The following is a 25,556-nucleotide window of genomic DNA, read 5'->3' as shown; positions in this document are numbered from 1 at the left end:
GCCCGGTCTCACGCTCCGCCGTGGGCCGACGGGGGCTCCGGCAGTTCCCCGATGGCGTGTTCGGCGAGAACGCCGGTCTTCCCGCGCTGGACGAACCAGTAGTAGGTGAAGCCCCCGACCGCGACGACGCCGACGAACAGGACGCCGCCCCAGCGCAGGTACCAGTGCTGGGGCCCGGTGGCGTTGTAGACCTCGGCGCGCGGCCACAGCAGGTTGACCGTCATCGCGGTGCCCCAGAGCACGGCCAGGACGTTGACCGGCAGGCCGAGGCGGCCCAGCGAGAAGTGGTCGGTCGCCGACGTCCAGCCGCCGCGCAGCCGCTGTACCAGCATGGGCAGGGTGACCAGCAGATAGGCGACGTAGATCATGACGATGGCGATGCTGGTGACGACGGAGAAGATCTGCGGCTGGTTGATGTTGACGACCAGGATGGCGATCGCCACGAACCCGATCAGACAGGTGGCGAGCACCGGAGTCCGGAACCTCGGGCTGAGCCTGGCCAGCTTCGAGCCGGCCGGCAGGTTGTTGTCCCGGGCCATGGCGAAGGCCAGCCGCAGGCCGGCGGTCTGCACGGACAGCGCGCACACGGTGATGGCGATGACGACGCACCACAGCACGGCCTGGCCGACCGTCTGGCCGAGCGCGGCCTTCACCACGTACTGCAGACCCTCCACGGACAGCTGCTTGGCGTGCAGATCAGGGGTGGCCAGCAGCGCGAAGAGCAGGATCAGGCCGCCGAGGACGAAGGAGGCGATGAGCGCGCGCAGGATGGCGCGCGGAGCGTTGCGTGCCGGGTCGATGGACTCCTCCCCGAGCGAGGAGGCGGTGTCGAAGCCGTACATCACATACGCCGAGGCGAGCGAGGCGGTCAGAAACGCGCCGAGGTATCCGAGCGTCTGCCCCTGGCCGTAGCCCTCGGTGTGCACGATGGCGCTCGGCCCGCGCGTGATGTGGGCGGCGAGCAGACCCACCAGCACCACGGCGGCGATCAGCTCGATGAAGACTCCGGCGGAGTTGATGGTGGCCATCAGCTTCACCCCGAACGCGTTGACCAGGGTGGTGAAGACGATCAGGATCGTGCCGAGCAGCACGGCGTTGGCAGCCGCGTCGTACTTGCCCGTGCCGTCCCCGACGACCTGGAAGACGCTGGAGATCTGAGGCAGCGTCAGCTGGTAGGCGAGAGCCACGGCGGCCAGTGACACCATGGTCGCGATCGTCATCATCCAGCCCGCGAGCCAGCCGACGTGCGGACCCCCGGTGTACTTGGACCAGTTGTAGACCGACCCCGCGACGGGGAAGCGGGCGGCGAGTTCACAGAAGCACAGGGCCACCATCAGCTGGCCGAGGAAGACCATCGGCCAGGACCACCAGTAGCCCGGCCCGGCGAAGCTGACGCCGAAGTAGAACAGCTGGAAGGTGCCGGTCAGGATCGAGATGTAGCTGATTCCGGCGGCGAAGGTGTGGAAGTTGCCGAGCGTACGCTTGAGCCCGGGCTTGTACCCCAGCTCGGTGAGTGCCGCGTCGTGGTCCAGGCCGCCGCTCGCGGCTGGTTCCGGTCGATCGGGCGGGACGTCCGGCATGACGGTTCTCCTGGTTCCGTACGGACAGGTGCACGGCGGCGGGGTCACTCCACGGGCGGCCGGGTCACTCGAACCACCGTTGCGGCCGGGGTGCCGTGTTGCGCCAGATGTGCTTGGCCTCCTGGTACTCCGCGAGTCCCGCCGGTCCCAGCTCCCGGCCGACGCCGGACTGCTTCATGCCACCCCACTCGGCCTGCGGCACGTACGGATGGAAGTCGTTGATCCACACCGTCCCGGCGCGCATCCGGGACGCCACACGATGGGCGCGCTCGGCGTCCTGTGTCCAGACCGCCCCGGCCAGGCCGTAGACGGTGTCGTTGGCGAGCGCGACCGCCTCGGCCTCGTCGCGGAACCGCTCGACGGTCAGAACCGGGCCGAAGGACTCGTCGCGCACCACCGACATGCCGGGGGCGCATTCGTCGAGCACGGTGGGCGGGTAGTAGAAGCCGTCGCGCAGCGCCGGGTCGTCGGGGCGTGCGCCACCGCAGCGCAGGACGGCACCCTCGGCCACTCCGGCGGCCACGTACGCCTCGACCTTTTCGCGGTGAGCGGCCGAGATCAGCGGTCCGGAACGGGCGTCCTCGTCGAACGGGCCGCCGAGCCGGATCTGCCGTGCCCGGCGCACCACCTCGTCCACGAACGCGTCGTGCAGCTCGTCCTGGACCAGCAGCCGCGCGCCCGCCGAGCAGACCTGCCCGGAGTGCAGGAAGACCGCCATGAGGGCGTAGTCCACCGCGGTGTCGAACTCGGCGTCGGCGAAGACGATGTTGGGGTTCTTGCCGCCCAGCTCCAAGGCGATCTTCTTCACCGTGGGGGCGGCCGCCGCCATGATCCGCCGGCCGGTGACCAGGCCGCCGGTGAACGACACCAGGTCCACCCGCTCGTCGGAGCTGAGCGGCGCGCCCGCGGTGGCGCCGGCCCCCAGCACCAGATTGGCGGCGCCGGCCGGCAGCCCTGCCTCGGTGAGCGTCCGCATCAGCAGGATCGCGGTGTGCGGGGTCAGTTCGCTTGGCTTGAGGACGAACGTGTTGCCCGCGCCGAGAGCCGGGGCCACCTTCCAGGCGGTCTGCAGCAGCGGATAGTTCCACGGGGTGATCAGCGAGCAGACGCCGACCGGCTCGTGCACGATCCTGCTGTCCGCGGCCGGGTTGCCGGTGTCGACGACACGGTCGGTGCCGCCGGAGGCGACCAGGTTGCCGAAATAGCGGAAGCAGGCGGCGATGTCGTCCATGTCGTACTGGCTCTCCACCAGGCGCTTTCCCGTGTCCAGGGATTCGGCCCGGGCGTACGCCTCCTTGTCCCGCTCCAGCAGGTCGCCGACGCGCAGCAGCAGCCGGCCACGTTCGGCGGCCGGAGTGTGCGGCCACGGCCCCCGGTCGAACGCCTCGCGGGCAGCCGCCACGGCCGCGGCCGCGTCCTTGGGCCCGGCCTCGTCGACGGCGGCGACGAGAGTGCCGTCCGCCGGACAGCGGATCTCGCGCACCCCGCCGTCGACGGCGGACGTCCACTGGCCACCGATGAACAGCTCCGGCATGGCATCCCTCCCGGGCTCGCATGAGGAAGCAGGGTGGCCGGCGAATACGGCCTGTGACGAGCTCCGAGCTCAGCCTAAGTGGCCTGGATCACAGCAGCGACATGCGCGCCGCCAGTCGGCCCAGCCTCGCCCGGAGGGGTGGCCGTGGGGCAGCCCGCAGCGGTCGCCCGGACAGTGTGAGGACCGGCCTGCCCCGGCGAGGGTCAGTCCTGGTCAACCATGGTGGATGCGGCGGGGCCGTTACCGAATCCGCTGGGACCGTTGGCGGCGGATTGGCCTGCGCCATCAAGGCTGAACTGCATGTTGCCGTCAAGAGCCGAGGGGGAGGTGTCGTCAGCGGTGGCCATGCCGGCGCCGCCGAGGACGACGGTGGCGGTCAGGGCGGCTGCCGTGAGGATGGATCGGATGCGCATGTGTTCTCTCCTGGTTGGTCAGGGACGCCGTGCGTCGACGCCCAACTGAAGGCATGCGCGGAAGGGCAAGGTGTTACGCAGGTTCTGGAAGAACTGCACCCGACCAGGCCATCCCAACGACGTGACGAGCGCATGCGAACACGGCAGTCACAGTCACCCGTGGAGCGAGACGCCGCGCCGGGCCAGATAGCTCACGGGGTTGATGTCCGAGCCGTAGCCGCGCCGGGCCCGGATCTCCAGGTGCAGATGCGGGCCGGTGGTGCGCCCCGTGCTGCCGCTGTCCCCGATGCGGGCCCCGGTCGGGATGCCGGCGCCCTTGCGCGTGCGGATGCGGTTCAGATGGGCGTAGATCGCGTAGTGCCCGTCGGGCATGCGGACGGTCACCGCGTTGCCGTACGAGCCCGACCGGGCTGCGAGGACCACGGTGCCGCCGCCCACCGCGTACACCGGCGTCCCTCGCGGCACCGCGAGGTCGATGCCCGTGTGGTGCCCGCCTTGCCAGTTGCCTCGGGCTCCGTAGCGCTCGGTGACCCGGTAGCCGCGCCGCAACGGCAGCACGCCCTTGCTGGGCGGCGCGAACCGGTCCGAGTCGTCCGGCAGCTGGGCGTCCCCCAGGGCGAGCGCCTCCTCGAACTCGGCGTCGTACTCGATCAAGCACTCGTCATCGGAGAGCGCGGTGGCCTCCGGCGCCGCCGTCCCCACGGCAAGAGTGCCGCCAAGGAGCGCCATGGCCATACCCAGAGCGTCACGTCGTGTGGTGCCCGCCTCAAGCGGGCGGTCTATGTGGTAGCCCATGCCCGTCAGGACATCGCCAGCGGGCTCGACTCGCAACGCTGGTTGGGCCGTACGAGTGCGACGGCACCGCGAGCCGGGGGCTCGGCGTGACGACGGACGGGTCGTCGTTCCTCGGATGTCGGCACGTCAGGTCTGGGCAGAAGTGTCCTGTTCCATGTCCTCGTCGTTGGCGAGGTATGTCGAGAGCTACCAGACTGAGCCGCCGCCTTGCGGTGACGCTTGCAGGCCCGTTGTCCCTCCTTCTGGCATGCGCGGCCACCACTGCCGCGCATGCCACCGGTGAACCATCCGAGAAGATCAGCCCTGTTGGCGGCTATGCGGCCCTGGGTGATTCGTACGCCTCGGGCGTCGGTTCCGGACAAGCCGATGGGGACTGCCGTCGCAGCTCCCTCGCCCACCCCGCGTTGTGGGCCGCCGGGCACCATCCCGGGCGGTTCGACTTCGCGGCCTGCTCAGGGGCGAGCAGCGCCGATGTCACCGCGACGCAGCTGTCCGGGCTCGATCGCGGCACGACGCTGGTCAGCATTACCGTCGGCGGCAACGACGTCGGTTTCGCCGACGTCATGAAGACGTGCACCCTGAACAGCGAGAGCGCCTGCCTGGAGAGTGTTGCCCGATCCGAACACGCCATGGACCATGACCTGCCCGGAAGGCTCGATGCCGCCTACCGTGCCGTCAAGGTCAAGGCGGCACATGCCCGGGTGGTGGTGCTCGGCTACCCGCACCTGTTCACCCGAGGCGCCTGCCTGATGGGGCCGGTGAGCGGGCGGGAACAGTCCGCGCTCAACACCGCGGCCGACCACCTCAACCGTGTCACCAAGGACCGTGCCCGTGCGCACGGGTACGTCTTCGCCGACGTCGCGGCCGCCTTCGCCGGCCACGAGATCTGCTCCGCGGACCCGTGGATCCATGCTCCGTCACTCTTCACCGCGGACGTGGCCTACCACCCCACCGCGGAAGGCCAGCGCGAGGGCTACCTCCCCGCCTTGACGGCAGCGCTCAGCCCCTGACTGACGGGCACGGCGACGGGAGAGGGAGACGTTCGGCGAGGCTGCCGTCCGGTGAGCTGGGCAGAATGGCCCGCGTTCTGCAGGAGTTGCAGAGTCGCGGGCCGTCTGCCGCACCCGGTAGCGGGCGTCGCACGGGGATCGAGGCGGGTTCTAGGACTGCGGCCGGTGCGTCATGATCAGCTCGAACTCCTCCAGGCACCGCAGCCTGGCGTTCAGCCTCTTGAGGGACGCGCCGCGGATCGCCGACTGCGGCCCCCGCGTCGCGGCCAGCGTGGCCTTGTCGCGGAACATCGCGCCGACGTGCGCGCGCCCCGTCGCGGCGTTCAAGAAGAGCGTCGCACTGACCGCACCGTCGAGCGCCTCCAATTGGGGACGGCTCAGCTCCTCGAACGTCTGCTGGTACACGGGAGCATCGGACGGGTCGAACTCCACGTACCCGGACCGCATCCACATGCCCGGCGCGATCTTGGGCGCGGGCGTGTACGACACGGCCTCCCAGTCGTCGGCGGTCACGGTGTCCGCGAAGGGCGCGAGCAGCCCCAGGCGGCGCTCGCGCAGCCGCGTGTCGCTCTCCGTCCGGGCGCTCTCGCTCTCCCACCACGAACCCATGAGGATCTTGCCGAGCTCGCGGTCCGCAAACAGCCCGAAGCGGTGGTATCCGGGGTTCTGGGTGAGCAGCCCGGGGGCCTCGCTGCGAAAGGCGTCGAGCACACCGTCGAGGTTGGCCGGGTCGCCGGTGGCGTAGATGGTGCGCACGTACCAGGTTTGCATGGGTCGTCCTGTCAGAGGGGGGAAGGTCCCGCGGCGGTGGCGCGCGGTTGTCTTCCATGCGAAGGCGAACCGCGCTGGTGCGCGATGTGAGTGGCCCATTCGGCCTACCGGCGTCCGGCGCCACACCCGGCCCGATGACCCGACTCAGGGGCCGGGGATGTTGCCCCGAGCTCCGCCGATGTCACAACTGCCAAGAGTGGTAGGTGAGTTGAACCGGACGCTCCGGATGCCGGAGGCCTGTTCCTGGTCTCCGTCCCGACCTTCGTTCTGGTGTCCCTGGGCCCCGGAGACCCCGCCCGCACGATCGTCGGCCAGCACGCCACGGTCGATCAATACCGGTCCGTGCGCGCCCAGTTGGGCTTGGACGACCCCTTACCCGTCCAGTACTGGGACTGGCTCGTGCGGGTGTTCCACGGCGACCTCGGGGCCTCGCTGTTCAGCGGGGAGGAGGTCACGTCGAAGCTGAACAGCCGGCTCCCCGTCTCCCTGTCGCTGGTTGTCTCCGGGACCGCCGTCTCCGGCATCCTGGGCGTGGCACTGGGCCTGCTCGGCGCCCGGCGCGGCGGCTTCCTGATCCGGGCGGTCGACCTCCTCTCCCTGTTCGGCCTGGCGGTTCCGGCGTTCTGGTTCGCCCTCGTCCTGATCGCGGTCGGGGCCGTGAAGCTGCGCTGGTTCCCGGTGACCGGCTACGTGCCCTTCGCCGACGACCCGGTCGAGTGGGGACGCTCGCTGGTCCTTCCGGTCCTCTCCCTGTCGCTCGGCGCGGCCGCCGTCATCGCCAAGCAGACCCGCGACTGCGTACTGGACTGCTTCGGCCGGGACTTCATCCGTGTCATGCAGGCCAACGGCTTCTCCCGGCGATCGATCCTCTACCGGCACGTCCTGCGCAACGCCGCCGTTCCGGTGGCGACCGTCCTGGGCGTCGTGCTCGTGAGCCTGCTCGCCGCCGCCGTGTTCGTGGAGACGGTCTTCGCCCTGCCCGGGCTCGGCGGCCTCACCCGGCAGGCGACCGTCCAGCACGACATCCCCGTCATCCAGGGCGCCGTTCTGTACATCACCGTCCTCGTCGTGCTCGGCAACCTGCTGGTGCACGTGGCCTACAACCGCCTCGACCCCAGGGTGCGTGCCCGATGAAACGTTCCACGACGACGCGGCGGGACCGCACGACAGCGGGCGGGAAGGCCCTGCGCCGAGCCCCGCTGATCCGACGGGTGCTGCGCCGCCCGGCCGGCGCGGCCGCCCTCGGCTGGCTGGTGCTGCTGACCGTCGCCACCCCGGCGGCCTCCCTGCTCGTTCCCCACGGCCCGCTCGACCAGTACCTGGGTCAGGTACTGGCCGGCCCCGCCGCGGGCCATCCGCTGGGCACCGACGATCTGGGCCGCGACCTGCTCAGCCGGGTGCTCTTCGGCGGCCGCTCCACCTTCCTGGCGGCCGGCGAGGCCCTGTTGGTGTTCCTCGTCATCGGTGTCACGGCGGGACTGGCCTTTGGGTTCCTGGGCGGCTGGGTGGACTGGCTGACGGTGCGAACCGCCGACCTGCTGTTCGCGCTGCCCGGCATCGTCATCGTCCTGGTGGTGCTGTCCGTGTTCCCCGGCAACCTGCACGCCGCGATGATCACCTTCGGCGTGCTGGGGAGCCCCGGGATGCTCCGCGTACTGCACGCCCAAACCCTCGGCATCCGCGAGGAGTTGTACGTCGCAGCCGCCAAGATCGCCGGTCTGACCCGCAGTCAGATCTTGCGGCGCCACATCCTGCCCCGGGTGATGAGCACCGTCATCGGGCAGGCCGCCCTTTTCGCCGCGATCGTCGTCGCCATTCAGGCGGGCCTCGGCTTCCTACGCCGAACCGGCACATCCCTACACCCAGGCGCTGCTCGCCGCCGTACCCGAGCCGGATCCCTGCGTCCAGCGCGCCCGCCCGGCACACCGTGCGGCGGCCCCACCGGCCGCCGCGCCCTCCGCCACGGGCTGCGCCTTCGCTCACCTTTGCCCGCACGCGGTCGACCTGTGCCGCAGCGAGCGGCCCGTGTTGCTGCCCTTGGAGACACAGGGGCAGACCGGTGCGCCCAGCGGTCCTCTGGCCGCGTGCCATCGCACTCCGGAGCCGCGCCGTCTGCTCCCCGCCGTCCCTCAGCCCCAGTCGTAGAGGAATCGTCTTGTTCAAGAAGCACATGACCCAGGGGCTCGCGACAGCGGCGGTGCTCGCCCTCGCCGCCACCGCCTGCAGCGGATCGGGCTCTTCCGATACTGCCGGGGGCGGCGGACAGGGAGGCACCCTGACCGTTGTCGCCGCCGGGGCACCCGCCAGTCTCGACCCGGCCGAGGCCAATGTCGGCAGCGACAACTGGTTCGTGAACCTCGCCTACGACACCGCCCTGAGACAGGGAGCCAACGGCCGGCTGGAGGCGGGCCTGGCCACGAAGTGGGGCTACCAGGGCACGGGCAACACCGACTTCGAGTTCACCCTGCGCGACGGCCTCAAATTCCCGGACGGGGCACCGCTGAACGCCCAGGCGGCGGCAGCCTCGCTCAATTACACGCGCAAGAACGGACTCAACGTCGCCTGGGCCTCGGCCATCGAGTCGGTCACCGCGACCGGCCCGCTCACCGTGCACATCCACTGTTCGAGCCCGCACCCCAGCCTTCCGCAACTGCTGTCCCAGATCCTGATGATCGGCTCGATGATCAGCCCCAAGGGCCTCGCCGCCCCGGCCACCATGGGCACACGGTCCTACGGCGCGGGCCCGTACGTGCTCGACAGCGCGCACACCGCCTCCGGCGACCACGACACCTACACGCCCAACCCCAACTACTGGGACAAGACGAAGGTCCACTGGAAGAAGGTGGTCAGCAAGATCGTCGCCAACCCGAACTCCGCGCTCCAGGCCGTCCGGACGGGCCAGGCCGACGCCGTGGCCATCACCCCTTCCCAGGCCGACACCGCGAAGTCCCGCGGACTCGAAGTCGTGGGTTCCCCGAGCGTCTTCATGGGCGTCAACCTCGCCGACCGGCAGGGCGTCGTCGCCGGGCCGCTGAAGGACGTCCGGGCGCGCCAGGCGCTCAACTACGCCGTGGACCGCGACGCGATCACCCAGGCCCTCGTGCCGAAGCACGGGCACTCCACCAGCCAGATCACGCTGCCCGGGCTCGACGGTTTCGCCGCCGACTACGACGACCACTACTCCTACGACCCCGCCAAGGCCAAGAGGCTCCTCGCCGAGGCGGGCTATCCGAACGGCTTCTCGCTGAAGGCGGAAATGCAGGGCTTCCTCGCCATCGACCTCGTCACCCAGGCCGTCACCGAGCAGTGGAAGAAGATCGGCGTGCCCACCGAGGCCACCACGGACACCAGCATCGGCCAGTGGCTCGCGAATGCGACGTCCAAGAAGTACCCCGTGCTGGGCTTCGGCTACGGCGGTGCCTCCAGTTACGCCCTGTCCTTGGACTGGATGCTGCCGCACGCAACCGCCTTCAACCCCTTCGCGACCTCCGACCCGAAGCTGACCGCGATGCTGGCGAAGGCCGCGGCAGCCCCCGCCGACCAGCAGTCCGCGCTCTACCAGCAGATCATGCGGTACGTCGTCGACCAGGCGTGGTTCGTCTCGGTGCTGCGCATGGACGGGCTCTACGCCTTCAACGCCAAGAAGCTGACCGGCTTCACCGCGGCCCCGAGCTACCTCCCCGATCTGGCGTGGGACGTGGCGCCCAAGTAGCCCAGCTCAACGGCGCGACGGGGCCGGAGGCAGGGAACTTCGGCCCGGAGCGCCGTAAAGCCGCGTCCATAGCGGTGCCGTCGGTGGCCAAGAACGTTCGCTTCGGGTGAGGCTGCGCCCCCGGCTCCGGGAGGCCGCAGAGAGACACCAGGCGCGCCAGCCCCACCCCCATGTGATCGTTCTAGTCTTAATGGGCGCAATATATGACGTTTTCTGCATGTCCCTCGTTCGAGGGGCGTCCGGTGGATCAGGGTCGGACACGGCGCGGCGTCTGGTGCGGTGCACCGCAACGCGCCGGAGCGTCGTGACGGCGGAGCTGTCGGGAGGTTCCAGCAACACGGCGAGGTGCCGTGCCAGACGCCGCGCCCTGTCCGTGATCCTCCAGGGGCCGGCGGGTTCCCCACGGGGCCGACCCGTCCCCCTTTCTGACCCACCGAATGGGAGCACAACCGTGATCAAGCAGATTCTCGCCGGGTCGGCCCTCGCCGTTGCCGCAACGATGGCCGTCGCCGTGCCCGCCTCGGCAGACGCCACCGACTTCGGGACCCGTAACGGTGACACCTTCATCGCCGGCGGCGCGGGCGGCATCCTCAACACCTACGGCGCCCCGCTCATCAACGTCGACGGTCGCTGCCTGGTGCCGATGCCCGAGGGCGAGGGCATCGGCGGCCACCTCCTCGGCGGTCCCAAGGCCGCCTGCAACGCCGCACCCGTCAACCAGTATCAGGGCCCGCAGAAGCTCCTCTGACCCCTCGCCCGCCGACGCGACAAGCTGAGCGAACAGCAGCCCGCGCAGCTCGCCGGGCTCGCATTGGGTTGGGCGGGGCGGCCGGTACCGCGGAAAGCCGTTGAACCCGCAGCAAGATCAGGATGGAGAGTGCCCCCAAGGGTCCCGAGGCCTCACAGGCCCCGGGACCCCGCACGCTCGCGACGCCGCCGACCTGGCCGGGGCACCGGATACACACGTTCAAACTGGTGTCATCGGCGGCCAAGAACGTTCGCTTTCGGGTGTGGCTGCGTCTCCGGGCGCGGGAGGCCGCCAGCGGACAGCGGAGGCATCAGCTCCCCTGCGTATTGGTCCGAATGGGCGCATTTTGTGACGTGTTGTGCGCGTTCTTCGTTCCAAGGGGCGGCAGGTTTCACAAGGCGGGCCTGCCACCTCTTACCAATCCATCGAATGGGAGCACAACCGTGATCAAGCAGGTTCTCGCCGGAGCGGCCTTCGCCACCGCCGCAACGATGGCCGTCGCCGCACCCGCCTCCGCAGCCACGGCGACCCAGGCCCCCAAGGCCCCTGCCAACGCGCTCCAGAACCTCCTCTCCGCCCCTCTCGCGCAGAGCCCGACCACGAGCGGTACCGGCTGCGGCTGCATCGGGGACACCGTGAGCGGCCTCACCGGCAACGGTCCCGCCAGCAACCTGACCGGCACCGTCAGCAGCACCACCAGCAGCCTCACCGGCACCAACAACGGCACTACCGGTAACGGCGGCAACAGCGGCAGCAGTGCGAGCGGCAACGGTGCCACGGACTTCGCCACCCGCAACGGCGACACCGTCATCGCGGGCCAGGACGGAGACGGCGCGGGCGGCATCCTCAACACCTACGGCGCCTCACTCGTCAACGTCGACGGTCGCTGCCTGGTGCCGCTGCCCGAGGGCGAGGGCATCGGCGGCCACGGCCTCACCGGTCCCAAGGCCGCATGCAACCTGGCACCCGTAGACCAGTACGAAGCCCCGCAGAAGCTCCTCTGATCCATCAACCACCAACGCTGCCAGGCTGAGGCAGCTTGGTGGACATCCTGACCCGGATGTCGTTCTCGCCGTGACGAGTGACTTCGTGCAGGCCCAGTGGCTGGTACAGGGCTGGGCCCGCTGGTCGACGACGAGGACGTCCGAATCAAGGTCTTGGCCCTGGGCTGCGGCGTGGGTCGGGCGGCGTTGTCGTCGGCGACGGTGATGCACCGTCTCGGCCTGTTGGTGGGGTGGGGGCGGGGTGCTGTCGGTGGGCGTGGTGCGGCGGTCCCGGGGGTGTGCTGTGCTTCCCCCAGGGGCCGCCGTGCCACGTGCCCGGTGTCGAGCCGGAACGACACACCCTGTGTGATCACGACTTGGGCGTGATAGAAGAGTCGGGCCGGGGCCGGATCCAGGTTCAACTGGTGGTGATCGTCGCACCGAAGGTGGCCTGCGGATAGGCGCTGAAGTTCCTGATGTTGATCGAGTAGGCCGTGCACCCAGCACTGACCACCCCGCCGGGTGGGGTCAAGGGGATGGCCGCAGAGCATCGGGCGAGGGCGGGGAAGACCAACTTCCCGGACTGGAGCCCGGTGATGGTGAATGTTGCCGTCGCTGAGCCCGCCAGGCTGCCGTCGTTCTTGAAGGTCGCTGTCAGGGAGCAGTTGTCAGTACCGCACGACGACCCGACCCACTGCATCGACGTCTCGTCGAAGTGCGACCTACCGCAGTACAGGGCAGTGCATGGGGTGTATGTGGGGGCAGGGGGAGGTGGCGGCGTGTAGATGGGGGCGGGCGGACGCGGTGGCGTATACGTGAAGGCGGGTGGGGGTGGCGGCGTGTACGTGTGCAGGGGCGTTGGAGTTGGCGACGTGCCGCCGAGTGCGGCTTTCAACTGCGTCCAGTCGTGTATCCCAAAGAAGGCGGCGACGGACAGGGCGAGGCCGATGGCCCCGATGATTAAGCGCCAATCGCTGTTGTCGTCTGCCACTGGTCCCCCGTCATGTCCACTTCAATCATGGGCGGGTGAGCTTACTGAAAAACAGTCAGGGGTACCACCAAATCCGCCGGCGCCGACCACCTAGACATCACCGGCGCCGGCTGGGCACTTGTCGGCGCCGAAGCTGCCGTACGGCTTGCGTCATGGCCACCAACGGCGCCTTCGACCTTTAATGGGCGCCACTCCGCCCGCAGCGAGCTCGAACGCCGCCATCCCCGCCCCGGCCAGCAGGGCTACGGTCCCACGGCAGGATCAGGAGATCTGGCACCTCTGCCCGGTCCTTCATCCGAGGCAATGGGCGGGGCGAACCGCCGCACCTGCTCGTCAGACACAGATGCAGCAGTAGAGGCGGTGTCGTTGCGCGACCGCCCGGCCGGCCAAGTCGGCTGCCCGGTCGAGGAACTCTGTCAGGACGGCAGCGCTCGGGTGACGGTCTTTCGGCCTGCGGGTAGCTTCTGCGATAGGACGTCGCTCCTCATCACATGGGATGGGGGAGCTGGCCACGGACCCATTCAGGGTCGGGGTTGGTGTGCGGTCGGCCCGCTACGACGACAGTCGGCACGGTCTCGTTGCCGTCGTTGGCCGCTCTGACCGTTGCCGCTCCAGCCGGGTCACGCCAGATGTCGACCCAGTGCAACTGGCGGGCGTTACGGCCCAACCGGATGCGCAGTCGCAGGCAGTACTTGCAGCCCGGCCGCCAGAAGACGACCGGCCTGCCGTCGACCGCGCTGCGGCGCTGTGCCTCCAGCGCACTGACCGGCCTTGGGAAAAACAGAGCCGAGTGCACAACTGCTATCAGCACAAACGCCAGCAGGAACACTGCGGCTGTGCCGGGGTTCCCCATGACGATCAGTCCAGTCGCAGCGACCGAGCCGCAGAGCACAAGCAACATCGGCAGGATCCACGCGCGCATCATGATGACGCAGGTTACCGATGAAACGGGAGGCGCCGGCGACGAGGTCCACGCCCTTGCCGCACCCTCCCGGCGAAGGGCATGGACGGAAGCCTGGCAACACGCCGCCTGGCCGATCTCGTGGCACGAGAACCCGGCCGACGACGTCCGAGGGCCGGGCGGGGCCCGCAGGGTGGGAGCGCATTGAGCAGCTGCTCACCGCCGCGTCCCCCGGCACCGTCGGCGCCGTCTACGATCCGGGCACCGACGTCGTCACACAGGCTGCGCTTGCCATGGGCGCCGCGGTGGCCGTCCGGGAAGCCGAGCTGTGCGCGAAGCCGTCCGGATCACGGCCCGCACCGATACCCGTCCAAAGTCCGCACGGCGGCCTCATGCGCAGCCGGCGCGCTGTCCCTGGTCGGGGTGGCGGGGGAGACCCGGCCCGGTGGTGGGCAGGCCCCCGGTCTTGCTGGGGCCCTCCAGCTTGCTCGCCTCCCGAACGGTGTGGAGGTGGACCAGGACGTCGTAGGTCTGGCCGATGGCGACCTCAGGCGTCTTGTCGTTCGGGAACTGCGTGCCGACGCTGTAGGTCGGGCGCGCGATGGCCAGCCAACTGCGGGCGGCGGCAGGGGCCTTGCGCAGGTCGGCGTAGTAGTCGCGGTACCGGACCTGGTCGAGCGTGTACTCGTTCGTGCAGGGACCGGCCGGGCCGACGGTGAACTTCTTCCACTCGCCGCCGAGCGCCTCGCCCTTGGAGAGGAAGGAGCCCTGGTCGAAGGTGGTGCCTACGGCGAGGTAGTCCGCACCCAGCGTGTCGCGGAGGAACGAGCCCTGGGTCTTCGGATACATCGCGGGGTCGGAGGCCACGTAGCCTGCGTGGTCGTTGTGGGCCGACAACAGGACTCTGCTGCCGGTGCGCCGCTGCCACCATGCCGTGGTTTCGGCCATCACCTGGTCACGGTAGCGCTCCATTGCGGTCAACGATGCCGGGTCGCCGGGGTCGAGGCTCAAGAAGGTGTAGGTCTGGGCGATGTTGCGGGCGCTCTGGAGGACGAAGTCGACGTCCTCGCCGCCCGTGGATTTCTGACGCTGCACAAGTTCCAGTACCTGCTGCGCCTTGGCCGCGTTCTGCTGCCGCTCGGCGAGAGGCCGTTGAAGGTAGGCGATGGCGTCGTCGAGCGGGCGGAGGCCGGTGAGGAGCTCGTTCAGGCGCGGCAGGGATTCAGGATGGGTCCGCGACACGTAGTCGGTGACGTTGTCGAAGACCCGCTCGTCGAGTGTGGGCGCGCCGATGTCGTCGCCCAGGAAGTGGACCGGGCGTTCCGGGTGCTGGCGGTTGTGGTCGCACATCCACTGGACGAGGGTCACGAACTCCTGGCGGTCCCAGGGAGATCCACCCATCACTTCGTGGACGACCTGCCGTGCGTCGCCATTGCCGTGCTGGAGGTAGTCGTCGATCCGCAGACCTGCCGACCAGCTGATCTCCAGAGCGAAGGTGGTGAATCCCTTCTGCTCGACTAGGTAACGGAAGAGCCGGTCCTTCAGGGCGAAGAACTCGTGCGAGCCGTGCGTGGCCTCACCCACGCCGACCACCTTGGCGTCGCCGACCATCACCCCGAGGGCCTGCAGATCGGCCGTGCCGGAGCCCGGCTCCGTCGACCGCAGCGGATGGGCGATCCGGTCCAGCGCGCGGACGGAGGCCGATGCGTCGGTCGGTGCGGCCGCCGCCGGTGTGGATGCCGCCGGTGCTGCGTACGCGGCTGCCGCGGGGGCCAGCGTCGCGGCCAGGGCGAGGGCTGCCGCGGCGAGATGCTTCCCGTTGCTGATCATGTGTGATCACGTTCCCAACGTGCTTGTTGTCCGGTGCTGCTGAGAAGATCGTCACGTGTGTGGTGGCCCCGGCGCGCTGGGGCCGGCCCGACACCTTTCCGGGGGATAACCCCATGACCCGGCTTTCGGAGCAGTCCCCTGGGCCCGGCAGGACGGGGGTCGGGAGCAGTGCCCTGTCCCGGGCATCCTCATTCGGCACCGCAGGTGTCTGCCCTCGCGGCGGGCCAGTCCATCCGACACGACGAGCGGATCGGACCACATCACCTGAGCAACGAACAGACCGGCAAAGGTGGGACAGTTGAGACGGGCCCGTCTGCGCTCGAACGGCGGTGGTGGACGTGAGGGGGAGGCCGAGTAGGCTCAGTGCGTTTCAGCCTCTTGGAATCCCACCACGGCCGCGCCGTGCTCGTGAGCCCACTCGGTCAGCACGGCGATCGGCTTCACCAGCGTCCGGCCCAAGTCCGTCAGCACGTACTCGACCTTCCCGGCCTCGGCGTGGCGGTCGACAAGCCCGTACCCCTGCAACCGCCGCAGCGTCTGGGTCAGCACTTTCCGCGAGATTCCGCCGATCAGGTCGACCAACTCGCCGTGCCTGCACGGTTCGCGGCTCAGCGCGAACAGCACGACCACCGCCCATTTGTCGGCGATGATCTCGATCGCCAGCCGAGCCGGGCAGTCGGCGAGGAAGACGCTGCCGGGGTACTCACGCATGCCCCGACGGTAGCCCACTGCCAGGAACCTGGAGGTACCTACCGCCTCAGTAGCGTCCACCGCGGAAGCCAACGAGCAGGGGAACCGAATGAGAGCAGTAACCGGCTGGCCGGGCGGGCGGAAGGTCGTCGCGCTGGTCACCGTCGCGTTGGAACTGTGGTCACCAGGGCACTGGCCCGCCTACGCGCCGATGGCCGCGGCATGGCCGCTGTCCGGCATCGACGACACACACAGCGCCTCTTGGGCGGACTACGGCGTCACCACCGGCATCTGGCGGCTGCTCGATGTCCTCGGTGACGTGCCCGCCACCGTCGGCGTCAATGGACTGGTCGCCGAGCGGTACCCCGAGACCGTCATGGCCGTGCATGAGGCGGGTCACGAGATCGCCGCACACTCCTGGGCCCAGGACGTGGTGCCCGCGCTCCTCGATGTCGACGCCGAGCGGACCAACATCCGTCGTTGCACCGACATCCTTGGCCAAGTCACCGGCGTACGCCCGACGGGGTGGATGAGCCCACGCGCCACCGGTTCGAGGCACACTGAAGACCTGCTCGCCGAGGGCGGCTATCGCTGGACCGGCGACCACGGCGACCATGACCTCCCGCAGGTCCTGTCCACCGCTCACGGTCCTCTGGTCTCCCTCATGCACAGTGACCACTCCGACGTCCGCGATGCTGGAGCCGGTCCGTACGCCTACCGCGACCTGCACCTTGAGCTACTGAACCAGATCCTCGCCGAGGCCGGCCCAGGCGTCTTCCGCCTGACCATCCACGCCCATGTCGCAGGCCGACCGCTCCTCGCGGGCATGGTCGGCCAGATCCTCGACCACATCCGCGAGTCCGGCGACGTCTGGGTTGCCACCCACGCCCAGGTGGCCGAACACGTCCTGACACACCAGGGAAGAACGCCATGACCCACGTCCTCGTCGTCGGCGGCACCGGGGCCATGGGCAGCCACGTGATCCAACGCCTGCTGGCCACCACCGACGTCACCATCACCGTCCCCAGCCGCCACCCGGAGTCCGCCCACGCCACCGAACTCGCCGCCATCGCGCCCGACCGCGTGCGACTGGTCCGTTCCGACTCGGCTGCCCTTGAGGTCCTGATCGGGCAGGCCGACCGGGTGTTCGCCAATACCGACTTCTTCGCGACGGGCAGTGCCGTGGGCGAGTGCCAGCAAGGGCTGCACTTGCTGGCCGCCGCGGAGCGAGCCGGCGTGGAGCGTTTCATCTGGTCCTCGTTGGACAGCGCGGTGTCCCTGACCGGCCACCCCGTCCCGCACTTCGACAGCAAAGCCGCAGTCGCAGCCCACATAGGCCTGATGCGGTCGGAGGAAATGCTCCGCAAGGAGACCGACGGCTGGTACACGGACCACGTCTCGGTGCTGACCACGGCGCCGTACTTTGAGAACCTGCGGGACCGACTCACCCCCCGACCGGACGGCCGGGGCGGCCTGACCTTCAACCTCCCCCTCGGCACTGCCCACTACCCGCTCGTCGCCCTCGACGACATCGCCTGGTTCGCCTGCCACATGTTCGACAACTGGCAGTCCTGGGGCGCCCGCGACCTCGCGGTGCTCGGCGACAGCCTCACCGGCGACGAGATCGCAGCTGCCTTTACGCAGGTCACGGGCACCCCCAGCACCTATATCCCGATGTCGCATGACGAACTGCGCGCCGTCGTCCCCGACTTCGGCCACGACTACGCAGCGATGTTCCAGTTCTTCGCCAACCGTGATCTCTATGCCCGAGACCGGGACATCAACCTCCTGCGCCGTCTGCACCCCGACCTGATGGCCTTCAAGGACTGGCTGCACCACACCGGATGGACGGCATGACCACCCGCCACGTCAACTCCGAACGCAGGCACCCAGAACAGGGCTCGTCGCTCCGGACCAGGACCGGGCCGAAGTCGGCCCGAGCTGTTGTTGCCGAAGGGAACGAAGGCGGGGCAGCCGCCCGTCTGGCCTCGGCGCCAGCTGATCGACGGCATCCGGTTCCGGGTCCGGACCGGTGTTCCGTGGCGGGACGCGCCCGTTGAGTACGGACCGTGGGGCCCGGATCTACGACCTGTTCCACCGATGGCAGCGGGCCGGCACCAGGCCGTCGAGCAGGACCAGAAGCCCATGTCGCTTGCGGTGACCGCAGGGCAGCGCGGGGACTCGCCGCAGTTCGAACCGGTGCTGGCGAAGGCCCGGGTGCCCCGCATCGGTCGGGGCCGGCCACGAGTCCGTCCCAATCGCGTACGGTCTGACAAGGCGTACGCCTCCCCGCAAGAACGCGCCTACCCGCGCCGCCGCGGGATCCGCTGCACCGTCCCGGAGAAGGCCGACCAGGCACGCAACCGCAGAAAGCGCGGCTCCAGTGGTGGGCCCCTTTCCGATCGCATGGCGCTGGGGATCAGCCGCCTCAAGAGACACCGCGCCGTCGCCACTCGACATGACAAGCTCGCGGTCCGCTACGAGGCGACTGCGCTCTTCGCGGCCATCGATGAGTGGCTGTTATCGAGACTCGTCGCTAGAGCTCGTGGTCCTGGGCCAGTTGCTCCCAGCGAACGCTGCGAAGCGCGAGGTCGGCGTCCTCGCCCGAGGGAACATCCAAAACGGTCTGGAACCAGACCACGATGAGGGAGGAACGGTGTAGCGCCGGGTCGAGCTCAGGGGCGACCGCTGTCGAGTGGAAGGCGCCGATGCAGGCCACGGAAGGCAGCACCTCGACGGGTCCGAAGGCGCCGGCGGTCTGGTCCGGGTACTCGCGCGAGGGTGGAACCAGATGGACCGGCATGGTGGGAAACGCACATTCAGCCTGCCGCTGGAGGCCACTGACCTTCATGTCATTGATGGGTTTGCATGGGTAGCCCATCAGCATCCCTCCGTAGGTCGAAGACATACGCAGCTCGGTGAGCTCGATCGAACGGCCGGACGAGAGGACTATGTGGCTCAGCGACATGGCGACACCCTATGCGCACGATTCTCCTCCGATACACGGCCTAAGGTCCAGGCTGACGAGAACGGCCTTATCGCCTGGGATGTCCGCATCACCTGGGATGTCAGCGTCGATTCAACGGTGTGCCGCGCTCATCAGCACGCCGCCGGGGCGGTCAAAAGGGGGATCTCCAGAAGGAGCCGCCCGGCGGTGTCGAGGTCGAGCCGGACGACCACGGGCTCGGGCGCTCGCGAGGTGGGCTGACCACCAACGTCCATCTCGCAGTCGAGTAGGGACAAAAGCCCATGTCGATCGTGATCACGGCCGGGCAGCGCGGGGACTCCCCGCAGTTCGAACGGGCCCTGGAACGGATCCGAGTCCCTCGGCTGCGGCTAGGACGTCCCCTTGCACGACCTGACAAGGTGCGGGCGGACAAGGCGTACGGTTCCCGGAGGAATCGCGCCTACCTGCGCCGACGTGGGATCCGGTGCACGATCCCGGAGAAGAAGGACCAGATCCGCAACCGCAAGAAGCTTGGCTCCCGCGGTGGTCGGTCCCCGACGTTCGACAAGGCCGATTACCGCGAGAGGCACGCGGTCGAATGCGGGATCAATCGCCTCAAGCGCCACCGAGCCGTGGCCACGAGGTACGAGAAACTCGCCGTCCGCTACGAAGCAACCGTGCTGGTCGCGGCCATCACGAGTGGCTGTGACCACACGGCCACCGGCCTTCAGTTAACCCTTTGCCGAGGAACCGATGAGCCAGCTAAGTTCGCCCAGCCGTCCATGTTGATCCGGACCGGCACTGTCGACCAGGAGGTGTGGAGCACATGCGCAGGAGTGCCCAGCAGTTGAGCCCGCGTACTGACCTTTGCCACCTCCTCACGACGGAGACACCTTGTCGCTTCGCCTCACCCCACTGACCGACCCCGCTCACGGTGCGCACAGCCGACGCCTTGCATGGCTGGCGTCCGACGCCGATTTCAATCCCGTCGGGACGGCCTTTCTGCGCCTGTTCGATGGCGGACAACAGCATCTGGCCGAACTGACCCTCCACGTCCACCCCGTGGAGCGCCGCAAGGGCGTTGGCTCCCAGCTCCTCGACACCGCTGTGGCCGCCGCCCGGGACAACGCCCGACGCTGCGTCAGCGCACAGGCCCAGGCCGGATCGCCCGGCGACCGCTTCCTGCCGGCCCACGGCTTCCGCAAGGTACTCACCCTGAGGTTTGCCCGCTTGGCGCTGGCTGACGTGGACGCCATCGCCCTCGCCGAGGTCATTGAGCGTCTCCATCCCGGCTACCGGCTGGCGTCATGGCAGGGAACCGTCCCTGACGCCGTCGCCCAGACGTTCGCCGACTCACGCCGGGCCATGGACGACATGCCCATGGACGACACCGACTACGGCACCGTGGCCTGGGACGTGGACCGGGTCCGGGCTGCGGCGAAGGCCGTCGAAGAGCGCGGCGACCATCTGCACACGGTCGTCGCCATCGACACTGCTGACGACTCGATCGCCGGATTCACCGAACTCGTCATCCCCGGTAATGGCAGGGGCGATGGCCAGCACTACGGCACCGGCGTGCTGCCCGAGCACCGCGGACACGGCCTCGGCCAATGGATGAAGGCCGAGTCGATCCGACACGCCCATGGGCGCTATCCGGATCTCGGCGGCCTCGTGACCGACACCGCCGACAGCAACACGCACATGAGACACATCAGCGACAGCCTCGGCTACATGCCCACGCACACGACACTCCAGTACCAGCTCGATCTGTAGAGACGGGCGGACGGGCCGGACCTGAGCATCATCTCGTCCGGCCCGTCGGCCCGGTGTGTGCGGCATCCAGCAGGCGGGCGTAGCCGGTGTCGGTGAAGCCCACGCGACGCCTGGAGGCCAAGGCCTGCCGGCCGCCTGACACCAACGCATACCGCCGGTGTTGGCGCGATCCGCTCGCTGGTTCCTGCTCCGTGGTGAGGGGATCCTCAAAGACACCTCTGGCCGAGCTTCCGCGGAGCGATGAGAGGCGCCGCTCGTAGGGGCTGCCCTACCCCGTTTCGGGGGCTGACCGGAGTGCCCGCGGCTGGAGCCGCGTGATCCGCTAGCTCGTACGGGAGTTGTGCGACAGAGGGTGGACGGGTGAAGGCTCGGGTCGGATATTCCGCGTGGATCGCGGGTGTGGTGCAGTTCTTTGTGATTCATGGGATCACCGAGTCAGCCTGGATGAGACCGTACAGTTGGGCACGGAACAACATCAGTGACCTGGGCAACGTTCACTGTGCCATGCAGCGGGAGCCCGAGCCGCGGTATATATGTTCGCCCGAACATGACTTGATGAACGTCTCCTTCATCGCCCTGGGGACGCTGCTCGTGGTCGGTGTCGCGCTGACTGGGCCCATGTGGCGCCGAGGTGCGAGCGCCGCTATGGCCCGGCTTCTATCGGCCGGTGCCGGCCTGGGATTTGTGCTCGCCGGGCTGGCACCTGCGGACGTACACGAGAACCAGCACGTCCTGGGTGCACTGCTCATCATGGGAACGGGCAACATCGGCCTGGTGCTGGCGGGAGCGGGCCTGTCAAACGCTGTTCCGGCGCTACTTCGTCGGGCCGCCGGCCTGCTGGGTATCACGGCGATCACGGCCTTGGGGCTCTTCTCTTCCCACAATTACCTGGGCCTGGGTATGGGAGGAATGGAGCGAGTCGCGGCGTTTCCCATCCTGATGTGGACGCTGGCTGCCGGCGCCCTCGGTCTGTTCCGGCAGGCAACGTCCCGCACTGCCTCCCGACGACGCCGGAGCTCCTCAGGAGTGTGAGGCCGGGGGTGGCGTGACGGCGTCGAGATCGTGGCTTAGGAAGTCGGCGAAGTCCTGCGTCGGTTCACGACGAGATCACGTTCCCTGAGCCCCGGTACCACGGGAGTTGCGGCGGCCGGTGAACTGCCAGCGGGGAGTTTAGGAAGCCCCTGGGCTGGACTCTTCCGGTCTCTTTGCGGCGGCCGATGAACTGCCGTCGGCGGAACTCCGTCTGGCATTCACGAGATTCGGGCAGCACATCGAAACATGTTCACGGCTTTGGACAGCACTCTTGTGGCTCGGCGTTGGGTTCCTGGTCGACAGTTGTGGCATTGCGGCCGCCGCTGAACTCCTGGAATTGGCGAGGGTCGTCGACATGCCTCGGCTGGCCGAGCGCGGCCTTCCTGCCCGGCGGGTCGAGCAGGAGCTTGGTCCAGGCGCGAGTCAGCCAAGCCTGGAACCGGTCCGGGCTCCACTCGCGCTGGCGCATCAACAGGCCGCTCACTTGCGGGGAGTTGAAGACCCAGAGGGTGTCGCGGATGTCTTCCTCGGTGACGCCGTCGGCCAGGCAGCCCGCGCTCCTGGCCTTGTTCGCGATGGATTGGGCGAGGGCCGTCATGCCCCGCAGTCGCTGGCCGTCCAGGTCGGCGACCAGCTCCGCCACGGCCGGGTCGTTGGGCGCGGCGGTCCAGGCAGCGAGCAGCAGGCCGCCGGCGCGCTCGGTGACGTCACGGACGCGGGCGGCGTACATGGCCAGGACGAGGAAGGGGTCCGGTTCGGCGAGCATGCGTTGGGCGGAGTCCCGCTGCATGACCGGCACCGGCTCGTCGTCTCCGGCCAGGGCGATGTCGATGGCGTGCTTGAGCAGGTTGGCCTTGGTCCCGAAGGCCGCGTACGCGGTCTGCACCGACACGCCCGCCGCTGCCGCTACCTCTGTCAGCGGGACCGACGCGTAGCCACGGTCGGAGAACAGTGCGGCAGCCGCGTCGACGATCCGGCGCCGGTTCTGGCGGGCCTGTTCCTGGCGGCCGCTGGCGTCATAGGACCGCTTGACCTTGGGCTCCATTCAGATAGAGTATCAGTAAAACGAATGGAGTTTTACTCCATCTGAAGAGGGGCATGCGCCCCACGGCGCGGCGCCCCGGACGGGAGCCCACCTCATGGAGCCACCGACCACGACGTCAACGAACCGAGCCGCCGCCCAGGACCTCAAGCAGCTGTGCGCCCGCGCCATCCAGGTCATGGCCACAGGCGATCTGCCGGGTTTTGAATCGGTCTACCACCCGCGCGCCACCAACCAGGAAGCGGACCACGAACCCGCTGCCTGCCGCCGGTCGGGGCCGGCTGCCTTCCACGCCCACCGCGCTATGGCTGCGAGCCGCCTTCGCCGACCTGTCCTGGCAGATCAACTCGGTGGTCGCAGAGGGCGACCTCATCGTCGTGCACGCCACGATGTCCGGACGCCATACCGGCCCGTTCGTCACCTACGACCTCGCCGGGGCCGTCGAATCGGCGATGCCGCCGACCGGGAAGCAGTTCAGCGTCGCCCAGACCCACTGGTTCCGCGTCGCCGACGGCCAGGTGATCGATCACTGGGCCAACCGTGACGACCTGGCCATGGCCAGGCAGCTCGGCTGGGTCCCACCCAGCCCGCTGTTCCTGCTGCGCATGGCACTGGCTAAGCGCCGTGCGCGACGCGCCTCCGTGTGAGTGGCCGCGCCGGCCGCTCCGAGCAGTGGGGTTGTAACTGCGCCCGCCCCGAGGCGACTTGACCTGCAAGGGTCGCATTCGGGCCCCACTCAAAGGAACCACCATGAACGACTCACCCGCAGATCTCGTCCGCCAGGGGTACCGTTCCTTCGCCGAAGGTGACATCCCGGCCGTCCTCCAGATCCTTGACCCCGGCATCACCTGGCACGTCCCGGGACGTAGCCCGCTGTCCGGCGACTACCACGGCCCCGAGGGGGTCCTGAAGTTCTTCAGCCTGTGCCAGGATCTCTCCGGCGGGACCCTCAGGGTCGAAGCCGACGAGATTCTCGCTGACGGCGAGCGCGTCGTCGTCCTCAGCACCGTGTCTGCCGAACGCCACGGCCGGTCCTGGTCCGCCTCCGAAGTCCACGTCTGGCGCGTCAGCGGCCAACGGGCCGTGGAATTCCTGGAGTTCCAGGGGGATCAGGAAGCCGAGGACGCCTTCTGGTCCTCGTGAGGGCCCTTCCCTCCTGGAGAGCCAGCTCACTCGTCGCCAACAACGGTCGCTGCGTGTGAGAGGTGGTTTGCCTATGGGGCGATGAGGAACAGCCGGTGCTCGGAGCCGAGGTTCACGCTGAATCGGTCCAGCCGTGGGTTGCGGCCGGTGATCCCTGCGTGGATGAGCGACGACGAACAGTCAGACGAGGACCGAACCTTGCCGACATCCGGCCGTTTTCGGCGGCGCACTGGGCGTGGGCTGCACGGAGTCCCTCGGCGGCAGCGACATTGGGGTACAGAACGGGAGCGACATCGGGGTACAGAACGGGACTGGGCCGGAGTGGCTGCCGGGACGGCCCCGATGGGGGCATCCCGGCATGACCGCTCTTGGTGAGTCGGCAACGAAGTGGCGAGGTGAGAGTGGGCCTGCGGTCATGGTCGGCGCCGAGGCCGTGGCTTCATCAGATCGCTGCGGTTGGCTCAGTGGCTGTGGTCGCGGCGCAGTTGGGGGAGTAGCTGTTTGAATGCGTCCGACGGGAAGTAGCGCAGCTCGCCGTCCTTGACGGTGGCGTTGAGCGGGTCCAGTTGGCCGTCGTGCAGCCAGAACACATCCTGGCTCAGCACGGGTCCCTGTTCGGCCAAGCCCCGGACCGCGGAAACCAGGGTATCGAGCAGGCCCAGGTCGTCGCCGCTGTGGATCGGCACGGCGTAGAAACGGTTGTTGCTCGGCATCGCGACGAGAGCGCCGTGCGGCAGCCTCTGCCCCAGCACCTGCTCAAGGCGCAGCACGTGCGCCGCGCCCGGCAGGCCGTCCTGGCCGGTGACGACGTACAGGGCAGGGCCGCCGTTCCCGCCCGCGAGCGACTCGATCGCCAGGCGGTCGCGCTCCATGTTCCCCAGCGCGCGGGCCAGCAGGTCGGGGGATGTGCTGTTCCAGCGGGGCGTGAAGTGGGCGGGGACGGCGTGGGCACCGCCGGTGCTGGGTAAGTCCATCGCCACCAGGAGCGCGGCCAGGCCCCCGCCGAGCTGCGCGGTGATCGAGTCCGAGCCGAGATCGGCGATGGGGGTGACCACCAGGCGGAGCCGGGAGTCGAGGTCATGGAGCGGGATCCCGGCAAGCTTGTTGCACGGTTTGTGATCCGGACAGCCTTCCCCGGAGGCCGCGCCGTGCCGTTTTCCTCGCCCGAACAGTGCCATTGCTCTCCCCTGTCGCCGACAGCATGTGTGTCTTGGGTGACGCATGAGTCATCGCTGGCGGTTCCGTCACGAGCGCCAGGGTGTGATGGTCGTCCGCGAGCCGGGCGGCCGCATTGATGCGTGGCGCCCAAGTCCCGACCGACCGACCCTTGTCGGTCGTACACGCACCATGCCTGGTTACGGTCTGACCGTGTCTCGCCGCCCTCGGTTGCGTCGGATGCCCAGCCCGGGGACGTCCACCTGCATCCTGACGACCTTCAACGGACGACTCAGCACCGAACTGGCCATCCCGCACTGCGCTGCACACCCCGCCGACATCGTCTTGGCCCTGGAAGAGACCATCCACCAGCTGACGGACTGAGCTTCGTCCCGTGGCCTGGTCACAGGGGGTTGAATGATGGCCTGCGTTCCTGGGGCGTGTCCGGGAGTCACAGACACGCCTTGCCGCGCAGGCCCCGGACGCCGGGCTCTTCTCATCGGCGG

General features: G+C 68.9%; 27 protein-coding genes and 1 pseudogene. 16 read left to right on the top strand and 12 right to left on the bottom strand.

Annotated elements, in window-relative coordinates:
* Nucleotides 1–8: 8 nt before the first annotated feature.
* The 4 genes from ADK54_RS25075 to ADK54_RS25060 form a co-directional block, all read right to left on the bottom strand.
* Nucleotides 9–1,580 (bottom strand): APC family permease, encoded by a 1,572-nt coding sequence (locus tag ADK54_RS25075; protein WP_053727967.1) that lies wholly within the window; start codon nt 1,578–1,580, stop codon nt 9–11.
* Between the two features lie 64 nt (nt 1,581–1,644).
* The gene (locus ADK54_RS25070; RefSeq protein ID WP_053727966.1) at nt 1,645–3,114 is read right to left on the bottom strand and encodes an aldehyde dehydrogenase family protein; all 1,470 of its coding nucleotides are present in this window, start codon (nt 3,112–3,114) and stop codon (nt 1,645–1,647) included.
* Nucleotides 3,115–3,317: 203 nt separating this feature from the next.
* Nucleotides 3,318–3,527, bottom strand: a complete 210-nt coding sequence (locus ADK54_RS25065) for a hypothetical protein (protein ID WP_053727965.1) — start codon at nt 3,525–3,527, stop codon at nt 3,318–3,320.
* A 153-nt stretch (nt 3,528–3,680) separates the two neighbouring features.
* The gene (locus tag ADK54_RS25060; RefSeq protein ID WP_078966596.1) at nt 3,681–4,322 is read right to left on the bottom strand and encodes a M23 family metallopeptidase; all 642 of its coding nucleotides are present in this window, start codon (nt 4,320–4,322) and stop codon (nt 3,681–3,683) included.
* A 176-nt stretch (nt 4,323–4,498) separates the two neighbouring features.
* Here ADK54_RS25060 and ADK54_RS25055 point away from each other — a divergent pair, with 176 nt between their 5' ends.
* Nucleotides 4,499–5,332: an SGNH/GDSL hydrolase family protein gene (locus tag ADK54_RS25055; RefSeq protein WP_053727964.1), complete on the top strand. Its 834-nt coding sequence runs from the start codon at nt 4,499–4,501 to the stop codon at nt 5,330–5,332.
* Between the two features lie 150 nt (nt 5,333–5,482).
* Here ADK54_RS25055 and ADK54_RS25050 read toward each other — a convergent pair whose 3' ends face one another.
* Entirely contained in the window at nt 5,483–6,103 is a 621-nt protein-coding gene (locus ADK54_RS25050) for an antibiotic biosynthesis monooxygenase (RefSeq protein ID WP_053727963.1), read from the bottom strand.
* A 237-nt stretch (nt 6,104–6,340) separates the two neighbouring features.
* Here ADK54_RS25050 and ADK54_RS25045 point away from each other — a divergent pair, with 237 nt between their 5' ends.
* The 6 genes and pseudogenes from ADK54_RS25045 to ADK54_RS43745 all read left to right on the top strand — a co-directional run bounded on the left by ADK54_RS25045 (nt 6,341) and on the right by ADK54_RS43745 (nt 11,567).
* The gene (locus tag ADK54_RS25045; protein WP_053727962.1) at nt 6,341–7,237 is read left to right on the top strand and encodes an ABC transporter permease; all 897 of its coding nucleotides are present in this window, start codon (nt 6,341–6,343) and stop codon (nt 7,235–7,237) included.
* A pseudogene (locus ADK54_RS48870) lies at nt 7,234–7,902 on the top strand (ABC transporter permease); the annotation flags it as partial. The gene ADK54_RS25045 and the pseudogene ADK54_RS48870, both read left to right, overlap by 4 nt.
* A gap of 70 nt (nt 7,903–7,972) precedes the next feature.
* Entirely contained in the window at nt 7,973–8,248 is a 276-nt protein-coding gene (locus ADK54_RS48865) for a hypothetical protein (protein WP_159047898.1), read from the top strand.
* Nucleotides 8,249–8,258: 10 nt separating this feature from the next.
* Entirely contained in the window at nt 8,259–9,815 is a 1,557-nt protein-coding gene (locus ADK54_RS25035; protein ID WP_159047890.1) for an ABC transporter substrate-binding protein, read from the top strand.
* A 451-nt stretch (nt 9,816–10,266) separates the two neighbouring features.
* Complete coding sequence (locus ADK54_RS25030; protein ID WP_053727959.1) at nt 10,267–10,563, top strand: hypothetical protein; 297 nt, start codon at nt 10,267–10,269, stop codon at nt 10,561–10,563.
* A gap of 443 nt (nt 10,564–11,006) precedes the next feature.
* Nucleotides 11,007–11,567, top strand: coding sequence for a hypothetical protein (locus ADK54_RS43745; protein WP_107090613.1), 561 nt, complete (start codon nt 11,007–11,009; stop codon nt 11,565–11,567).
* 1,457 nt (nt 11,568–13,024) lie between these two features.
* Here ADK54_RS43745 and ADK54_RS25015 read toward each other — a convergent pair.
* The 3 genes from ADK54_RS25015 to ADK54_RS25005 all read right to left on the bottom strand — a co-directional run bounded on the left by ADK54_RS25015 (nt 13,025) and on the right by ADK54_RS25005 (nt 15,979).
* Entirely contained in the window at nt 13,025–13,462 is a 438-nt protein-coding gene (locus ADK54_RS25015) for a glutaredoxin domain-containing protein (RefSeq protein WP_053727957.1), read from the bottom strand.
* A gap of 366 nt (nt 13,463–13,828) precedes the next feature.
* Nucleotides 13,829–15,268 (bottom strand): erythromycin esterase family protein, encoded by a 1,440-nt coding sequence (locus ADK54_RS25010; protein WP_234392189.1) that lies wholly within the window; start codon nt 15,266–15,268, stop codon nt 13,829–13,831.
* A 360-nt stretch (nt 15,269–15,628) separates the two neighbouring features.
* The gene (locus ADK54_RS25005; protein ID WP_053727956.1) at nt 15,629–15,979 is read right to left on the bottom strand and encodes a winged helix-turn-helix transcriptional regulator; all 351 of its coding nucleotides are present in this window, start codon (nt 15,977–15,979) and stop codon (nt 15,629–15,631) included.
* Nucleotides 15,980–16,067: 88 nt separating this feature from the next.
* Here ADK54_RS25005 and ADK54_RS25000 point away from each other — a divergent pair, with 88 nt between their 5' ends.
* The 3 genes from ADK54_RS25000 to ADK54_RS43740 all read left to right on the top strand — a co-directional run bounded on the left by ADK54_RS25000 (nt 16,068) and on the right by ADK54_RS43740 (nt 18,604).
* Nucleotides 16,068–16,892: a polysaccharide deacetylase family protein gene (locus ADK54_RS25000; protein WP_053727955.1), complete on the top strand. Its 825-nt coding sequence runs from the start codon at nt 16,068–16,070 to the stop codon at nt 16,890–16,892.
* Nucleotides 16,889–17,815, top strand: a complete 927-nt coding sequence (locus ADK54_RS24995) for an NmrA family NAD(P)-binding protein (protein ID WP_053727954.1) — start codon at nt 16,889–16,891, stop codon at nt 17,813–17,815. The genes ADK54_RS25000 and ADK54_RS24995 overlap by 4 nt, the downstream gene beginning before the upstream one ends.
* 87 nt (nt 17,816–17,902) lie before the next feature.
* Nucleotides 17,903–18,604: a transposase gene (locus tag ADK54_RS43740; protein WP_324610193.1), complete on the top strand. Its 702-nt coding sequence runs from the start codon at nt 17,903–17,905 to the stop codon at nt 18,602–18,604.
* On the opposite strand, the gene ADK54_RS24990 is transcribed toward ADK54_RS43740, so the two are convergent.
* Nucleotides 18,495–18,926 carry a hypothetical protein gene (locus ADK54_RS24990; protein WP_053727953.1) on the bottom strand — a complete coding sequence of 144 codons (432 nt, stop codon included), beginning with the start codon at nt 18,924–18,926 and terminating at the stop codon, nt 18,495–18,497. The two genes, ADK54_RS43740 and ADK54_RS24990, sit on opposite strands and share 110 nt — an antisense overlap.
* Before the next feature lie 131 nt (nt 18,927–19,057).
* On the bottom strand, nt 19,058–19,180 hold the full coding sequence (locus ADK54_RS48860; protein WP_420717368.1) for a hypothetical protein: 123 nt from the start codon (nt 19,178–19,180) through the stop codon (nt 19,058–19,060).
* Nucleotides 19,181–19,207: 27 nt separating this feature from the next.
* On the opposite strand from ADK54_RS48860, the gene ADK54_RS43735 reads away from it, so the two are divergent.
* From ADK54_RS43735 to ADK54_RS24975, 3 genes are all read left to right on the top strand, one after another.
* Nucleotides 19,208–19,756: a transposase gene (locus tag ADK54_RS43735; RefSeq protein WP_420717367.1), complete on the top strand. Its 549-nt coding sequence runs from the start codon at nt 19,208–19,210 to the stop codon at nt 19,754–19,756.
* A 43-nt stretch (nt 19,757–19,799) separates the two neighbouring features.
* Complete coding sequence (locus tag ADK54_RS24980) at nt 19,800–20,678, top strand: GNAT family N-acetyltransferase (RefSeq protein ID WP_053727952.1); 879 nt, start codon at nt 19,800–19,802, stop codon at nt 20,676–20,678.
* A gap of 360 nt (nt 20,679–21,038) precedes the next feature.
* A complete protein-coding gene (locus tag ADK54_RS24975) occupies nt 21,039–21,710 on the top strand; it encodes a DUF998 domain-containing protein (protein WP_063802046.1) in 672 nt (223 codons plus the stop codon).
* Between the two features lie 250 nt (nt 21,711–21,960).
* On the opposite strand, the gene ADK54_RS24970 is transcribed toward ADK54_RS24975, so the two are convergent.
* On the bottom strand, nt 21,961–22,755 hold the full coding sequence (locus ADK54_RS24970) for a TetR/AcrR family transcriptional regulator (protein ID WP_053727950.1): 795 nt from the start codon (nt 22,753–22,755) through the stop codon (nt 21,961–21,963).
* Between the two features lie 200 nt (nt 22,756–22,955).
* Here ADK54_RS24970 and ADK54_RS24965 point away from each other — a divergent pair, with 200 nt between their 5' ends.
* Nucleotides 22,956–23,399: an ester cyclase gene (locus tag ADK54_RS24965; protein WP_199827030.1), complete on the top strand. Its 444-nt coding sequence runs from the start codon at nt 22,956–22,958 to the stop codon at nt 23,397–23,399.
* 103 nt (nt 23,400–23,502) lie between these two features.
* Nucleotides 23,503–23,895 carry a nuclear transport factor 2 family protein gene (locus tag ADK54_RS24960; RefSeq protein ID WP_053727949.1) on the top strand — a complete coding sequence of 131 codons (393 nt, stop codon included), beginning with the start codon at nt 23,503–23,505 and terminating at the stop codon, nt 23,893–23,895.
* Nucleotides 23,896–24,356: 461 nt separating this feature from the next.
* On the opposite strand, the gene ADK54_RS24955 is transcribed toward ADK54_RS24960, so the two are convergent.
* Nucleotides 24,357–25,073, bottom strand: a complete 717-nt coding sequence (locus ADK54_RS24955; protein ID WP_053727948.1) for a hypothetical protein — start codon at nt 25,071–25,073, stop codon at nt 24,357–24,359.
* Between the two features lie 217 nt (nt 25,074–25,290).
* Between ADK54_RS24955 and ADK54_RS46200 the strand changes: the two genes are divergently transcribed.
* Nucleotides 25,291–25,434 (top strand): hypothetical protein, encoded by a 144-nt coding sequence (locus tag ADK54_RS46200; RefSeq protein WP_159047889.1) that lies wholly within the window; start codon nt 25,291–25,293, stop codon nt 25,432–25,434.
* Nucleotides 25,435–25,556 lie beyond the last annotated feature (122 nt).

The sequence above is a fragment of the Streptomyces sp. WM6378 genome (assembly GCF_001279695.1).
In the GTDB taxonomy this organism is placed as follows: domain Bacteria; phylum Actinomycetota; class Actinomycetes; order Streptomycetales; family Streptomycetaceae; genus Streptomyces.
The sequence above is the reverse complement of the archived record's forward strand: the minus strand, read 5'-3'. Positions and strand labels throughout refer to the sequence as shown.